The sequence below is a fragment of the Neisseria sp. P0001.S007 genome (assembly GCF_051963655.1).
In the GTDB taxonomy this organism is placed as follows: Bacteria; Pseudomonadota; Gammaproteobacteria; order Burkholderiales; family Neisseriaceae; genus Neisseria; species Neisseria subflava_A.
This window is the reverse complement of record NZ_JBQCUB010000006.1, coordinates 73,958-89,320: the sequence shown is the minus strand read 5'-3', so window position 1 is coordinate 89,320 and position 15,363 is coordinate 73,958. Positions and strand designations below refer to the sequence as shown.

The 15,363-nt window shown below is 49.2% G+C and carries 15 protein-coding genes; 8 read left to right on the top strand and 7 right to left on the bottom strand.

Annotated features, from left to right (window positions below):
* Nucleotides 1-239: 239 nt before the first annotated feature.
* From ACTHRE_RS06970 to secA, 4 genes are all read right to left on the bottom strand, one after another.
* The gene (locus tag ACTHRE_RS06970) at nt 240-677 is read right to left on the bottom strand and encodes a ProQ/FINO family protein (protein ID WP_070606914.1); all 438 of its coding nucleotides are present in this window, start codon (nt 675-677) and stop codon (nt 240-242) included.
* Nucleotides 678-966: 289 nt separating this feature from the next.
* Nucleotides 967-1,560: a type II secretion system protein GspG gene (locus ACTHRE_RS06965; protein WP_296183967.1), complete on the bottom strand. Its 594-nt coding sequence runs from the start codon at nt 1,558-1,560 to the stop codon at nt 967-969.
* Between the two features lie 92 nt (nt 1,561-1,652).
* Entirely contained in the window at nt 1,653-2,753 is a 1,101-nt protein-coding gene (aroC, locus tag ACTHRE_RS06960) for a chorismate synthase (protein WP_315037798.1), read from the bottom strand.
* A 132-nt stretch (nt 2,754-2,885) separates the two neighbouring features.
* Complete coding sequence (gene secA, locus ACTHRE_RS06955) at nt 2,886-5,639, bottom strand: preprotein translocase subunit SecA (RefSeq protein ID WP_377073581.1); 2,754 nt, start codon at nt 5,637-5,639, stop codon at nt 2,886-2,888.
* 153 nt (nt 5,640-5,792) lie between these two features.
* On the opposite strand from secA, the gene ACTHRE_RS06950 reads away from it, so the two are divergent.
* The 7 genes from ACTHRE_RS06950 to argF all read left to right on the top strand — a co-directional run bounded on the left by ACTHRE_RS06950 (nt 5,793) and on the right by argF (nt 11,565).
* Nucleotides 5,793-6,215, top strand: a complete 423-nt coding sequence (locus ACTHRE_RS06950; RefSeq protein WP_377073579.1) for a DciA family protein — start codon at nt 5,793-5,795, stop codon at nt 6,213-6,215.
* Between the two features lie 291 nt (nt 6,216-6,506).
* Complete coding sequence (gene azu / locus ACTHRE_RS06945; RefSeq protein ID WP_070460143.1) at nt 6,507-7,076, top strand: azurin; 570 nt, start codon at nt 6,507-6,509, stop codon at nt 7,074-7,076.
* Nucleotides 7,077-7,161: 85 nt separating this feature from the next.
* Entirely contained in the window at nt 7,162-7,671 is a 510-nt protein-coding gene (locus ACTHRE_RS06940; protein WP_070584903.1) for a hemerythrin domain-containing protein, read from the top strand.
* 34 nt (nt 7,672-7,705) lie between these two features.
* Entirely contained in the window at nt 7,706-8,326 is a 621-nt protein-coding gene (locus tag ACTHRE_RS06935; protein ID WP_377073576.1) for a glucose-6-phosphate 1-dehydrogenase family protein, read from the top strand.
* Nucleotides 8,327-8,438: 112 nt separating this feature from the next.
* The gene (gene dapE / locus ACTHRE_RS06930; RefSeq protein WP_377073574.1) at nt 8,439-9,572 is read left to right on the top strand and encodes a succinyl-diaminopimelate desuccinylase; all 1,134 of its coding nucleotides are present in this window, start codon (nt 8,439-8,441) and stop codon (nt 9,570-9,572) included.
* A 96-nt stretch (nt 9,573-9,668) separates the two neighbouring features.
* The gene (locus ACTHRE_RS06925) at nt 9,669-10,424 is read left to right on the top strand and encodes a methylated-DNA--[protein]-cysteine S-methyltransferase (RefSeq protein ID WP_285071125.1); all 756 of its coding nucleotides are present in this window, start codon (nt 9,669-9,671) and stop codon (nt 10,422-10,424) included.
* Between the two features lie 145 nt (nt 10,425-10,569).
* Complete coding sequence (gene argF / locus ACTHRE_RS06920; RefSeq protein WP_377073572.1) at nt 10,570-11,565, top strand: ornithine carbamoyltransferase; 996 nt, start codon at nt 10,570-10,572, stop codon at nt 11,563-11,565.
* A 98-nt stretch (nt 11,566-11,663) separates the two neighbouring features.
* Here the strand turns inward: argF and ACTHRE_RS06915 are convergent, their stop codons facing one another.
* The 3 genes from ACTHRE_RS06915 to hemN all read right to left on the bottom strand — a co-directional run bounded on the left by ACTHRE_RS06915 (nt 11,664) and on the right by hemN (nt 14,425).
* Nucleotides 11,664-12,650 carry a TraB/GumN family protein gene (locus ACTHRE_RS06915; protein WP_285071127.1) on the bottom strand — a complete coding sequence of 329 codons (987 nt, stop codon included), beginning with the start codon at nt 12,648-12,650 and terminating at the stop codon, nt 11,664-11,666.
* 38 nt (nt 12,651-12,688) lie between these two features.
* Nucleotides 12,689-12,934: a DUF1289 domain-containing protein gene (locus tag ACTHRE_RS06910; RefSeq protein ID WP_285071128.1), complete on the bottom strand. Its 246-nt coding sequence runs from the start codon at nt 12,932-12,934 to the stop codon at nt 12,689-12,691.
* Between the two features lie 69 nt (nt 12,935-13,003).
* Nucleotides 13,004-14,425 (bottom strand): oxygen-independent coproporphyrinogen III oxidase, encoded by a 1,422-nt coding sequence (hemN, locus tag ACTHRE_RS06905; protein ID WP_377073801.1) that lies wholly within the window; start codon nt 14,423-14,425, stop codon nt 13,004-13,006.
* Between the two features lie 162 nt (nt 14,426-14,587).
* On the opposite strand from hemN, the gene fnr reads away from it, so the two are divergent.
* Entirely contained in the window at nt 14,588-15,322 is a 735-nt protein-coding gene (gene fnr / locus ACTHRE_RS06900; protein ID WP_039862092.1) for a fumarate/nitrate reduction transcriptional regulator Fnr, read from the top strand.
* Nucleotides 15,323-15,363 lie beyond the last annotated feature (41 nt).

Here is a 15,363-nt window from a genome sequence, read left to right as displayed (position 1 = left end):
TAAATCATGCTGTTCAATGTTTGAACTGATACAAGAGTAATCAAGGTAATAGAGAAATACCTTATTGGGAATATTTTAGAAAAGATTTTGGTTCGTAGTGAGGGCAAATAAAGCTATTTTTAATCAGCCCACTATAAGGTTAGGGTAATAAAAAAGCCCCAATTCATCGACGTTAAAGATGTCGTATTGAATTGGGGTCTCTATTTATTTAGTGCAAGCCTTAGCAGGCCGTCTGAACATTATTCAGCAGCTTCGTTGGTCTCAGCTTGTGCAGGAGCTGTTTCTGCTTCAGCGGTAGCCTTAGCGGCTTGGCGTTCGGCTTGTGCAGCCAATGCCTGTTGAACGGCTGGGTGCTGTTGGGCGATGGTTTGTTCTTCTGCGCTGACTTCGCCTTTGAAGCGGTTGTTCAAGTCAAAACGTTTGCCGCCGCGAGCCAGAGCTTTCAGATAGCGCGGACGGCGGCAGTGGTTGGCCAGTACGCGTGCAATCAGTGCAGGGTCGTATTGGGGCAGGGCGGCAACCAAGTCTTGGTCGATACCGACGGCCAACGGTTTGAATCGTTTGAATACATCATATTTGCCGTAGATGTGGTCGGCAATCATGTCTGTCTGTTTTTTCTTGCTCATGGTTTGGACGGCAGATTTCAGCGCAGCGCCCAAAGCGGTTTCTTGTGCCATTGCGGTTGTATTCCTCTAATATAAATCCGTATTTTCGTCATACGGCAATAAGGTGCTATTGTAGTATAAAGACTGTGATTTGGCTAAATTTTTCTGAGAATATTCGATTGTAAATGTTTATTTTGCAAACGAGCTGGCACACTTATCTCAATAGGCGTTATGAAAGGTCGTCTGAAAATGTTCGGCACAATCCGCCATATTTGTTTTCAGACGACCTCAAGTGCACAGATGAAGCGCTTCATATTTTGCTAGCTTAAGAAGAGGGTTTGAAATGCCTATGCGATAATCTTTACTGGACTTCTTTTTGCAAAAGCAGGCCGATTTTGCTGTTTTCGGTCTGTTCAATATTTGGCAGAATGTCGTCAGCAGTAAACGCTTTGCCATCATTGCCCACACTACGCAAATAATAATGCGCATCGCCACTGCGTTCGTAATAAAACAGTCGGAGCGGTTCGGAACTCAGAGGCGTAGTACTCGTATCATACATAAATATCGGCTTGTTTGGCTGAGATTCTTGGAGCTGCTCTAATGATTCAGGATAGACACCGTGTTGCAGACGGTAGAATTCGACTTCGGAAACCAAACTAGATAAAGTATTTACCGTCAGTTGCTGCCTCAGTTCATCGTACACGCCTCCTCGCTGAACAAAGCCGAAATAAAACAATGCGCTGTAAAGCGCGACGGTGCATAACATTCCTAAGGAGGCAATCAAGGCAACGATTTTTGCACCGCGTTTGCGCCATCCCAATATACTTAAAACCAAAGCCGCTATGCCGAAGATCAAACCGATGAGCGGAATAAAGGAAACGCCTGCAAGGACATAAGCGGCTGTGTGGATTTTGGCAGGTGGTGCGACGGATGTGTGGTTTTCAGTATTTTCCATTGTAAGGTCCGGATGTATAGTTTAAGGCCGTCTGAAAAGTACCATATCATAATATCATATAAATAGGCGTTTTCAGGCGACCTTTTTAGATTTTACCCGCGAGTTTTGGCAATATCTGGCGTATCAACCACTACGTCGGTATTTTGCGCGCGATGGCGTAAGGCGTGGTCAATCAATACCAAGGCCAGCATGGCTTCTGCAATCGGAGCGGCGCGTAATCCGACGCAGGGGTCGTGGCGGCCGTGTGTGGCAAGTTCGACAGGGTTGCCTTCTATATCAATGCTGTGGCGCGGTGTGGCGATGGAACTGGTCGGTTTGATGGCAATATTCACATGAATGTCTTGTCCGGTGCTGATGCCGCCCAAGATGCCGCCTGAGTGGTTGGACAGGAAGCCTTGAGGCGTGAGCTCATCTCCATGCTCGCTGCCGCGTTGTGTTACGCTATTAAAACCTGCGCCGATTTCCACGCCTTTGACGGCATTGATGCCCATCATGGCGTAGGCAATTTCTGCATCGAGGCGGTCAAAAACCGGTTCTCCCAAGCCGACAGGGACGTTGGCTGCTTCGATATGAAGTTTTGCGCCGACAGAATCCAATAATTTGCGCACGCTGTCCATATAGTTTTCCAAGTCCTCAATTTGGCTTTGGTTCGCTGCAAAAAAAGGATTTTGGGAAATATATTCGTAACCTTCAAACTGGATTTCTTTTTCGCCGACTTGGGTCACGTAGGCGGTAATTTCAGTACCGAATTTTTCTTTCAGCCATTTTTTAGCGACTGCTCCGGCAGCAACACGTGCGGCGGTTTCGCGGGCGGAACTTCTACCGCCGCCGCGATAGTCGCGTGTACCGTATTTGTGCCAGTAGGTGTAATCGGCGTGACCAGGGCGGAAGCTGGTGGCGATACTGCCATAGTCTTTGCTGCGTTGGTCGGTATTGCGGATCAGGAGGGCGATGGGTGTACCGGTGGTTTTGCCTTCGAATACGCCGGAGAGGATTTCGACTTGGTCGGCTTCGCGGCGCTGGGTAACGTGGCGGCTGGTGCCGGGTTTGCGACGGTCAAGGTCATATTGGATATCCGCTTCGCTCAATTCTAATCCGGGCGGGCAGCCATCAATGATGCAGCCCAAGCCTGCACCGTGGCTTTCGCCGAAAGTGGTAACGGTAAAGATTTGTCCGAAGGTGTTGCCTGCCATAGGGATACTCTTTTGAAATTGGGTTTGGAAATTTTTTGCTTGTTTGGATAATTCTCAGGCCGTCTGAACGGTGAAACGAGAATCTTTGATTTCGTTGTCACATCTGTTCAGACGGCCTTTTGAGATGACTGCTTAGTTCAATTTACCGTGGCACTGTTTGTATTTCAGGCCACTGCCGCAAGGGCAAGGATCGTTGCGGTGAACAATCAGGCCGTTTTGTGCAAGCGCTTCAGGGCTGAAGTCTGTGCCGTCAGGGTCGAATGCTTCGGTAACCAAATCGGTTTGCGATTGGCCGAGCAATTCTTCCATATCAGGCGCATCGGAGTGGACGGTTTGAACATCGCTGACGCTTTGTGCGGCAGTGTGGTCGTATTCGCTGTTGCGCTCGATTTGAACGGCAGTCAGCAAAGCGGCAATGTTTTGTTTGATACCGCGCCACAGGTTTTCAAACATGGCGAAAGCTTCGCGTTTGTATTCCTGTTTAGGATTTTTCTGAGCATAGCTGCGCAGATGGATGCCTTGGCGCAAGTAGTCCATGGCGGCAAGGTGCTCGCGCCATTGATTGTCGATAACTTGCAGCATAACATTGCGTTCGAAGTCTGACATGGCCTGTTTGCCAACCAATTCAACTTTTTCGGCATACTCGTCTTCGATGCGCTTGATGAGGCGTTCTTTAATGTCTTGGTTGTCCAAAGTGCTGTCTTCTTTCAACCAGCCTTTGATATCGACATGCAGGCGGAAATCGGCGGCAAGTTGGTGCTCCAGTACCGGAATGTCCCATTGCTCTTCCATGCTGTCAGGCGGGATGTGGTAGTCAACCAAGTCGCTGACAACGTCGGCGCGGATTTCGCGGGTCAAATCGCTGACGTCTTTGCTGGTCAGGATTTCGTTACGTTGATGGTAAATCACTTTACGTTGGTCATTGGCAACGTCATCGTATTCCAAAACCTGTTTACGCATATCGAAGTTGCGGCCTTCGACTTTACGTTGTGCGCCTTCGATTTGACGGGTCAGTAGGCCGTGTTCGATGGCGACGCCGCGCTCAGGTGCCAGGCGGTTGAGGATGGCGGCGGCACGGTCGAGTGCGAAGAGGCGCAATAATGGGTCTTCAAACGACAGATAGAAACGGCTGGAGCCGGGGTCGCCCTGACGGCCGGCACGACCGCGCAACTGGTTGTCGATACGGCGGCTTTCATGGCGTTCTGTACCGATAATGTGCAAACCGCCTGCGGCCACAACTTGGTCGTGTTCGGCTTGCCAACCGCTTTCAAGGGCAGAAATTTGCGCTTGTTTTTGCTGTTCGCTCAGGGTTTCATCTGCATGGATGGCTTCGATTTGATGTTTGAGGTTGCCGCCCAAAACAATATCGGTACCGCGGCCGGCCATGTTGGTGGCAACGGTAATCGCGCCGACTTTACCGGCTTGGGCCACAATCAATGCCTCGCGCTCGTGTTCTTTGGCGTTCAGAACGTTATGCGGCAGACCTGCTTTATGTAATAAGTCAGAAACCAGTTCGGAGTTTTCGATGCTGGTTGTACCAACCAAAACCGGTTGGCCGTTTTTGTGGCATTCGGCGATGTCTTTGACGACGGCCTCAAATTTTTCTTCGGCTGAGCGGAAGATTTGGTCGTTGAAGTCTTTACGTTGTACAGGACGGTTGGTCGGGATGATGACGGTTTCGAGGTTGTAAATGCTTTGGAACTCGAAGGCTTCGGTGTCGGCCGTACCGGTCATGCCGGACAGCTTACTGTACAGGCGGAAGTAGTTTTGGAAGGTAATAGAGGCAAGCGTTTGGTTTTCGCGTTTGATTTCTACACCTTCTTTGGCTTCAACAGCTTGGTGCAAGCCTTCGGACCAGCGGCGGCCGGCCATCAGACGGCCTGTGAATTCGTCCACAATCACGATTTCGCCGTCTTGGATAACGTAGTGTTGATCTTTGTGGAACAGGGTGTGCGCGCGCAATGCAGCCATGAGGTGGTGCATTAGGGAAATATTGGCGGCAGAGTAGAGCGAATCGTTTTCCTGCAATAAGCCCATTTGGGTCAGGATTTGCTCGGCGTGTTCGTGACCGGCTTCGCTCAGGATGACTTGGTGTGCTTTTTCATCTACCCAGTAATCGCCTTCGCCTTCTTCGGTTTCTTGGCGAATAAGGTGGGCAGGAACGGCGTTCATCACACGGTAGAGCTGAATGTTGTCATCCGCCTGACCGGAAATAATCAGCGGCGTACGCGCTTCGTCAATCAGAATGGAGTCCACTTCGTCGACTACTGCAAAGTTCAATTCGCGCTGAACTTTGTCGTATTGGTCGGTCACCATATTGTCGCGCAGGTAGTCAAAACCGAACTCGTTGTTTGTACCGTAAGTAATGTCGGCACCATAAGCAGTTTGGCGTTCGAAAGGTTGCAAATCGGCTACGATTACGCCGACGCTCAAGCCTAAGAAATTGTACAACGGCTCCATAATGCTCGCGTCACGGGAGGCGAGGTAGTCGTTGACGGTAACGACGTGTACGCCTTTTCCTGACAATGCATTCAGGTAAACGGCAAGGGTGGCCACCAGAGTTTTACCTTCACCGGTACGCATTTCGGCGATTTTGCCGTTGTGCAGAACCATGCCGCCGATCAGCTGTACATCGAAGTGGCGCATGCCCAATACACGGCTCGATGCTTCGCGGCAGACGGCAAAGGCTTCGACCAAGATGTCGTCCAGGCTTTGTCCGTCGGCGAGACGTTGTTTGAATTCGGCTGTTTTAGCTTGCAGTTCTGCATCGTTCAGGGCCTGCATTTGTTTCTCAAGCGCGTTGATTTTGGCAACGGATTTACGATATTGTTTCAGCAGGCGGTCGTTGCGGCTGCCGAAGATTTTCTTAGCAATGTTTGTCAGCATGAATAATTCCTACGCCTTGATATAATAGTGGGCGAAATTGGGATTTTAACACAAGCGCTTGTATAACGCGGTAATGCTGTTTGAAATAAAGGCGGTTTTGCTGTATTTCAATTGTAATTGTTTGGTTAATTTACTGAGAGGCCGTCTGAAACTATGGATTTAGCACAATTAGGCAAGCGCGATCATTTATTGGCGGGCTTGTTGCAACAATCGCAACAATGGCGGAAATTGGATGCAAAAATCAAAACGGTTTTGCCGGCTAACCTGCATTCGCATTTTCAGACGGCCTGCGTAGAAGACGGAAGATTGGTCTTGCTTGCCGCCAACAATATGGCTGCTTCGCGTTTGAAAATGATCCTGCCTGCCATGCTGCCCAAGTTGCAAACATTGCATGCAGGGGTAAGGGAAGTGGTGGTCAGGGTAGTTCCCAAGCCTCCGGCTCAGCCGAAAACCAATAGTTTGCGATTGAGCGAGGCAGCTTTAGGCAGCTTCGATGAGGCGGCAACCAAATTGGAAGGCAAACATCCTGAATTGGCGGAGGCATTGGCAGAATTGGTACGCAAGCACAGCCGTTAAAATTATGCCATATGATATTATAGTTAATAAATGTTAAAATTTATATCGTTCGGCTGATGGCATCTAATACTAAAGAAATACGACCTAAAAAGTATCTGTTTTCTTTTAGGTAAACTGATGTAAACTTGGCTTGAAACTTTGATTTCGTGTGAAGTTTGTAGCAAAATAACGCCTGAATTTCACATCACGCTATACGGATAAATTTTAGTTTGGCGTTTGCCTTTTATTAATATATTCGTGTGGTGCTATTAATAGAACTTAACAAAACTCTCATCATTAGGAGATACATCAATGAAAGCTTATCTGGCTCTGATTTCCGCTGCCGTTATCGGCTTGGCTGCATGCTCTCAAGAAGCTGCAAAACCTGCTGAAGCCCCTGCTGCTTCCGAAGCTGCCCCTGCAGAAACTACTGCACCTGCTGATGCAGCTCCTGCTTCTGAAGCCGCTCCAGCCGACGCTGCCGCTGCTCCTGCTGCCGGCAACTGCGCGACTACTGTTGAAGCCAACGACGCTATGCAGTTCAATACTAAAGAAATCCAAGTAAGCAAAGCTTGTAAAGAATTCACCATCACCCTGAAACACACTGGTACCCAACCTAAAGCCAGCATGGGTCACAACATTGTCATCGGTAAAACTGAAGACATGGACGGTATTTTTAAAGATGGCGTTGGCGCAGCTGACACTGACTACGTTAAACCTGATGATGCACGCGTTGTTGCCCACACCAAACTGATCGGTGGCGGCGAAGAATCTTCTTTGACTCTGGATCCTGCCAAACTGGCTGACGGCGAATACAAATTCGCTTGTACCTTCCCAGGTCACGGTGCTTTGATGAACGGTAAAGTTACTTTGGTTGACTAATCCGCCTAAAGCTTGAAAACAGACAGCCTGCCTTGCGCAGGCTGTTTTGTTATAATCTGGAAACATTAATTTAAGAATAAAACCTATGAATCCGTTTGAAACCAAAAGCGTTACTTTTGCCGAACCCATTGAAATGCTATATGCCTGCCACGGCAAAGTGCGCCGTTTCTGCAATCAGGTTGCCATGTTGTCGGACTATATTGCCGAAAACGGCTGCAATCAGGTTGTTTTGCAAACCATCCGCCAAATTGCCCAGTATTTCAACGTTGCCGCGCCGTTACACCATGAAGATGAAGAAGAAAACTTCTTTCCGCTTTTATTGCAATATGCGCCGCAAGCTCAAGAAAGCGTTGACGAGCTGTTGCGCCAACATGTCAGTCTGCATAGTAACTGGGACGGCGTAGCGGCTGAATTTGCCAAGCTTGAAGCGGACAACGCCTATATCCCCGATGCCGAAGCATTCAAACGTTTTGTCGCAGGATATGATGTTCATCTGGCGATTGAAGAGCCGCTGTTTGATATGGGCAAAACCTTTATCCCCAAAGAAAAATTAACCGAAATCGGCGAAATTATGGCCGCACGCCGCCGTAAATAAGGCCGTCTGAAACAATCGTCTCAAGGAATACACTATGCTGACCCCAAAAAGTTGCGATTTGTTCAATATCCCTTTTTTCCAGTTTTCCCAGCTTAAAAAATACCAGCCTGAAAGCATTCCGCAAATCAAGGCAGACTATAAAGAAAACTGGCAGGTATGGCAGCAGCTGATCCAGCAGGTTGCCGCCGAATTGGGTGCACCGTTCGCGCCGCCGCATATCGAACGCTGGTGTAACGGCTGGCAGGTCCGCGCTCATTTCTTTGCCTATTTCAAATACGAACAATATAAAAATTCTGCAGCGATTTTGTCGATTTTGCTTAACCGCCGCCGTTTGAGTGTCAGCTTGGACTGGCATTGCTATAAAGCCGATGTGTCGCCCATCGCGCTGCCTGATTACAATCGCTGGCTGGATAATTTTGACACTGAAAAATACGCTTCATTCGATATGTGGCACGGCGCGGAAAGCGAATATGACGATTATCGTACCGTCGCCCAACAAAGCGACGGCGATAGAAAGCTTCGGGACGACAAAGATTTCTTCTGTATCGGGAAGCACATCGAACGCGATGATTTGGGTAAGCAGGATGTCGCGAAATGGATAGTGGAAACAGTGGAAGGCTTACTGCCGCTGTATGAAGCTTGCCATGGAAAATAACTCAGAATACCGAAAGGCAGACTGCCCATTCAGTATCTTCAAATGAACTCAAGGCCGTCTGAAAATTATATTCAGAACGTTTCAGACGGCCTGTTTCTCAAAGTGAACAAATATGACCGAGACCCAATCCCTAGAGCTTGCCAAAGCGCTGATTTCCCGCCCGTCCGTTACGCCGGATGATCAAAACTGCCAACAACTGCTGGCCGAACGCCTGCAAAAAATCGGTTTTGCCGTAGAAGAGCTTCATTTTGGCGACACCAAAAATGTTTGGTTGCGCCGCGGTACTCAGGCTCCGGTGTTCTGCTTTGCCGGGCATACCGACGTCGTGCCGACAGGCCCTGTTGAAAAATGGGATTCGCCTCCGTTTGAACCGACCGAGCGTGAAGGCCGTCTGTATGGTCGCGGCGCGGCGGATATGAAAACCAGCATTGCCTGCTTCGTTACCGCCTGCGAGCGTTTCGTTGCCGAAAATCCCGATCATCAAGGCAGTATCGCGCTCCTGATTACTTCGGACGAAGAGGGCGATGCATTGGACGGTACGACCAAAGTCGTCGATGTGTTGAAAGCGCGCGGCGAGTTGATTGATTACTGTATCGTCGGCGAACCGACTGCCGTGGATAAATTAGGCGATATGTTTAAAAACGGCCGACGCGGCTCGTTGTCGGGCAATCTGACCGTCAAAGGCAAGCAAGGCCATATTGCCTATCCGCATTTGGCAATCAATCCCGTGCATACTTTTGCCCCGGCCTTGCTGGAGCTGACACAAGAAGTCTGGGACGAGGGCAACGAATACTTTCCGCCGACCAGTTTCCAAATTTCCAATATCAACGGCGGCACAGGCGCGACCAACGTCATTCCGGGCGAGCTGAACGTCAAATTCAATTTCCGTTTCTCTACCGAGTCCACCGAAGAAGGTCTGAAACAACGCGTCCACGCCATTTTGGACAAACACGGCGTGCAATATGATTTGCAGTGGTCTTGCTCAGGCCAACCGTTCCTGACTCAGGCAGGAAAACTGACCGATGTGGCGCGCGAAGCCATTGCCGAGATTTGTGGCGTTGAGGCCGAATTGTCCACTACCGGCGGTACTTCGGATGGACGCTTCATCAAAGCCATTGCCAAAGAACTCATCGAATTAGGCCCGTCTAACGCGACCATCCACCAAATCAACGAAAACGTACGTTTGGAAGATATTCCGAAGCTGTCGGCAGTATATGAAGGTATGTTGAAACGTTTGTTTAAGTGAAAAAGGCCGTATAGGCTTTGAAAAACGATAGGGCGATATGATTCTTTTGCTCTTTTTGTTTTCGTTTAAGTTATCGATAATTGGACAAGGCAAAATATGATTACTCTGCCTTCTTTAAACGACCTTCCATCAAGGTGGAATGAAATCCGAGAGCAGTTGGAAACTGACTTTCCCGTTACTCTCGAAGCCTTGCTGCACGAGCGTCTTACGGAACACGAAGCCAAGCAGTTCGAGCAGGATTTTATCGACCGTATCGGCTGCACGCCCGAAGAATATGTCCGTATCCGCCGAGCCATCCGTCTGTTGGAAGCGCGTTATCCTGATAGTCCGAACGAACTGACTGCGGCCGCGGTTGCCACGCCGTTGGGCGAGATGTTGGCGGTGTTCGGCAGCAAGGGTTTGTGTCTGCTGGAATTTGTTGGGCAGAAACATATGGAACAGGAAATCATGGCTGTCCAAAAAGCTTTGCGCGGGCAGTTTATTTTTCAAGAAAATGAGCAAACGCAACTTTTACGCCAAGAATTGGATTTATACTTCCAAGGCCGTCTGAAAGTTTTTGCGACGCCTTTGGAAACGATAGGCACGGCCTTTCAGCAGCAGGTGTGGAAGGCACTGCTGACCATTCCTTACGGCGAAACGCGCAGCTATAAGGAGCAGGCGCAGCAGTTGGGTAATCCCAAAGCCATTCGCGCCGTTGCCGCTGCCAACGGGCAGAACAAGGTGTCTATCTTGATTCCCTGTCACCGCGTTATCGGCAGCGACGGCAAGCTGACCGGCTACGCAGGCGGTTTGAACCGCAAACAATCGTTGCTTGCCTTGGAGCGAGGCGAAGTTCAGACGGCCTTATTTTGAGTTTTGATAGAGGATAAGGGGTCATGCTTCGGGCAGACTTCGCACGTTAAAAAAAATTGAGCAGCAGAAGGTCGGGGAAGCACGACGAAATCTGCATGGAGAAAAATGTTGGGCAACGCCCACGCTAGAAAAAGAGAAATAAGACATGAGCCTGAAAAACCGCCATTTTTTAAAACTTTTGGATTTCACGCCCGAAGAAATTACTGCCTATCTCGACCTTGCCGCCGAATTGAAGGCTGCTAAAAAAGCAGGGGGCGAGGTGCAGCGGATGAAGGGGAAAAACATTGCCCTGATTTTCGAGAAAACATCGACCCGCACCCGTTGCGCGTTTGAAGTGGCCACACGCGACCAAGGGGCAGGGGTAACTTATCTGGAGCCGTCTGCCAGCCAAATTGGGCATAAGGAAAGCATTAAGGATACGGCGCGTGTTTTAGGGCGGATGTTTGACGGTATCGAGTATCGCGGTTTTGGACAGGATGTAGTGGAAGAGCTGGCCAAGTATGCAGGCGTGCCTGTGTTCAATGGTTTGACCAACGAGTTCCACCCGACTCAAATGCTCGCCGATGCGCTGACGATGCGCGAATATAGCGACAAGCCTTTGAACCAAATTGCGTTTGCCTATGTCGGCGATGCGCGTTACAACATGGCCAATTCGTTGCTGGTGTTGGCTGCGAAACTGGGCATGGATGTGCGTATCGGTGCGCCGAAAAGCCTGTGGCCGTCTGAAAACATTATCGAGACGGTGCAGGCTGTTGCTAAAGAGACCGGCGGACGGATTCTGTTGACGGAGAATGTGCAGGAGGCCGTGAAAGGCGTGGATTTTATCCATACCGATGTGTGGGTCAGCATGGGTGAGCCTAAAGAGGCGTGGCAGGAACGTATCGATTTGTTGAAAGATTACCGCGTTACGCCTGAGCTGATGGCGGCGGCGGAAAATCCGCAAGTCAAGTTTATGCATTGCCTGCCTGCTTTTCATAATCGCGAAACCAAAGTCGGCGAATGGATTTATGAGACATTCGGTCTGAATGGTGTGGAAGTAACGGAAGAAGTCTTTGAAAGCGAAGCCAGCATTGTGTTTGATCAGGCAGAAAACCGGATGCACACGATTAAAGCAGTAATGGTAGCGGCATTGGGCGATTGAGTTTTGTGCTCGACGCTGCTTACCGCTTCATTTAATAGAGATTAAATAAAGGCCGTCTGAAAGAAAGACTTTCAGACGGCCTTGTTGTTTGATTGGGTTTATTGCCAAATCAGGACTTTGGGTTCAGGCGTTACTTGATAGCCTTCTTGACGCAATAGTTCGATTAGACCTTTTTCGCTGGGTAAATGGGCAATGCCGACAGCAAAAAGGGTGCTTTGTTTGGCCGATTGCTTGCGGATTTCAGGCAGCCATGCCAAGTTGCGGCGGATCAGGAGGTCGTTTTTCAGCCAATCGGACATGGCTTTGGCGTACTTGGTATCAACACGTTTGAGGGTGCGTTGTTCGGTTTCTTCCAAAAGTGGAATGAGTTCTTCAAAGCGGCCGTCTGAATAGGCTTGATGGAGTTTTTTGATATCTTCGGTTTCTTCTTTATTGGTTTTAATACTGGCTTTCAGAAAGTTGAGCATGGTTTCTTCAGGCTGTGCTTTGAAGATCGCGGTAACATCATCCAAACTTTCCAATGAACCACGCGGCTTATTGATGTCGGCTGCCGCGTTGGTCAGCAACATATCTGCACCGGTTTCTGAGCTATACCCTTTGGGAAATGTACTGCCGGCAAAAATGAATGCGGCCCACGGATGGAGTTTGTCGGCAATTTGGGCGATGGGTTGGCTTTCTTCATTTTGTGAATAGATTTCTTGTAAAAGACGGAAATCTGTTTTGCCAAGCTTGCGGCTGAGCAGTTCGGTACTCATGGCTTCCTGGAAGTATTTTTGATACATTTTTTTTGTTTCCAGACTGCTGTCCGGTAGTGGGTCAACTTCTGTCGTCAGTTGGGCGGTGGATTGCAACAGTTTGACTGCATCGGAAGACAAGGTTTGATTGGTTTGCCCCATGTGGATGGTGCCGAGCAGATAGGAGTCTGGTTGGCCTTCTTTGCTGATTTTCCAAACATTGCTGGTCAGTTTAGGCTGCTGCCAGTTAAGTTCGGCAGGTTTGCTTTCGGGTGAAGTTGCGGAGGGTTTGCAGGCACCCAAGGCGAGGGCGGTCAATGGCACAAGTAGGCAGGCAAGCAGTTTTTTCATGTTTTTCCTTATTGTGGTGTGCGGTAGGCAAGGGCAATTTAGAAATCGAGCAGGTTTTGAACCGGATGTTCGCCCGTGTCGGGCTTTTCTGTTTTGCGGTTGCGGATTTTGGCTTTCCTGAGGGATAGAAGGTGCATGACTTGATGCTTTTGGCTGTCGGTCATCTGGAGCCAGTACAAGCGCTCTTCCCGGCTGCGCAGGCAGCCTTTGCAATAGCCTTTGGCATTGGCTTCGCAAACGCCGATGCAGGGGCTGGGAATGGGGAAGAAATCGGGTTGATCCATTTTGTGTTGCTTTTGATGTGAAAAAAGGCCGTCTGAAATATAGCACATATGTTCAGACGGCCTAAGTGTTTATACGGTTTGCGAGTATTTGGCTTTAGTTTCTTTATGGCGTAAATGGTAGTCGAACACCATGGCGATGTTGCGGATCAGGAAACGGCCCTTCGGCGTAACGGTCAGGCCGTGTGGTTTAAGGCGGACCAGGCCGAGGGTTTCCAGTTGCTTCATATCTTCCAGTTCGGCTGCAAAATAACGGCTAAACGGAATGCCGAACACGCTTTCGTAAATCCGATAGTCGAGCGAGAAGCGGCACATCAAATCCTGAATGATGTTGCGGCGCAAAATATCGTCTTGATTGAGCTGGTAGCCGCGCATGATGGGCAGGTATCCGGCGTCGAGTGCGGCGTAATAGGCATCGATATCGCGCTCGTTTTGGGAGTAGGTGCTGCCGATTTTGCCGATAGAGGATACGCCGATTGCCACCAAATCGCAGTCGGCATAGGTCGAGTAGCCTTGGAAGTTGCGTTGCAGGAAGCCTTCTTTGAGGGCGATGGAGAGTTCGTCGTCAGGTTTGGCAAAGTGGTCCATACCGATGAAAACGTAGCCGCGCTCGGTCAGGGTTTGAACGCAATATTGCAGCATATCGAGTTTTTCTTCACTGCCGGGTACGACATTGGTGTCGATACGGCGTTGCGGTTTGAAGATATGCGGCAGGTGGGCGTAGTGGTAAAGGGCGAGGCGGTCGGGATCGAGGGATAAGACCGTGTCGATGGTGGTTTTGATGCTTTTGGTGTTTTGGTGCGGCAGGCCGTAAATCAAATCGACGCTGACCGATTTAAATCCGGCTTCACGCGCGGCATCAATCACTTCTTTGGTTTCTTCGTAGCTTTGGATGCGGTTGACGGCTTCCTGCACTTTAGGGTCAAAGTCTTGAATACCGACACTCATGCGGTTGAAACCGAGTTTGCCCAGTTTGAGGACGGTTTCGCGGCTGACTTTGCGCGGGTCGATTTCGATGGAGTATTCGCCGTTGGGGATGAGCTGGAAGTATTTTCGGATCATTTCGAAGACGCGTTCGAGTTGGTCGTCGCTTAGGAATGTCGGCGTGCCGCCGCCGAAGTGGAGTTGCGCAAGCTGGTGTCGTCCGCCTAAATGCGGTGCCAGCAACTCCATTTCTTTTTCCAGATATTGGATATAGGCATCGGCACGGCTTTTGTCTTTGGTAATAATTTTGTTGCAGCCGCAGTAGTAGCAGATGGTATTGCAGAAGGGAATGTGGATGTAGAGTGAAAGGGGTTTGTTGAGCGCGCCCATGTTACGCAGGTTTAAAGCTTGGATATATTCGGCTTCTTTAAAGCCTTCATGGAAGCGGTCGGCGGTCGGATAGGATGTATAACGTGGACCGCTTGATGGCAAACTGGCAATCAATTCGCGGTCGAATTCCGGTAATTCATTGTTTGTGTTGGTGTTATTTGAGATAGGGATAATTTTCATGGTAGGGGCTTGTAGTATAAAGTAGGGAAATTAGGGAAAATTTTAGTCAAAATTTCGATAGTTTGGTAGAATGCCTGATAATGATATGTCGACTTTGACTTGGGTCAATAGTTATTCGGCTTCATCAGGGATTTATAGAACTATGCAGATTAAGGGTGCGTTATGGCCACACACAATGCAACACATCAAATGAAAACCTTGTGTTCCACATGTTCTTTACGCGAGCTGTGTTTGCCTGTCGGACTGATGCCTAACGAATTTTCACAATTAGACGCGGTTATTCGTCAAAGCCGCCGTCTGAAAAAAGGTGAATACCTGTTCCGTGCCGGCGAGCCGTTTACCTCTTTGTTTGCCATCCGTGCAGGCTTCTTTAAGACAACAGTCGCCAGCCAAGATGGACGAGATCAGGTAACCGGCTTTTTTATGTCGGGCGAGCTGATCGGTATGGATGGGATTTGTTCCCATATTCACAGCTGTGATGCTGTGGCTTTGGAAGACAGCGAGGTATGCGAGCTTCCGTTTACACATATTGAAGAACTCGGTCAGGATATTCCCAGCCTCCGTTCTCACTTTTTCCGCTTGATGAGCCGCGAAATTGTTCGAGATCAGGGCGTTATGTTGCTTTTGGGCAATATGCGCGCTGAAGAGCGATTGGCGGCATTCTTGCTCAACTTGTCCCAGCGTCTCTATTCACGAGGTTTTGCCGCCAATGATTTTATCTTGCGAATGTCGCGTGAGGAAATTGGCAGCTATTTGGGGCTGAAACTGGAAACAGTCAGCCGCACCTTGTCTAAATTCCATCATGAAGGCTTGATTTCGGTTGAACACAAGCACATCAAAATCCTAGATGCGACGACTTTGAAGAAAATGGTTTCCGGTTGTTCGCACGCTATCTGAATCTTAGGCCGTCTGAAATATTTCAGACGGCCTTTTTAACA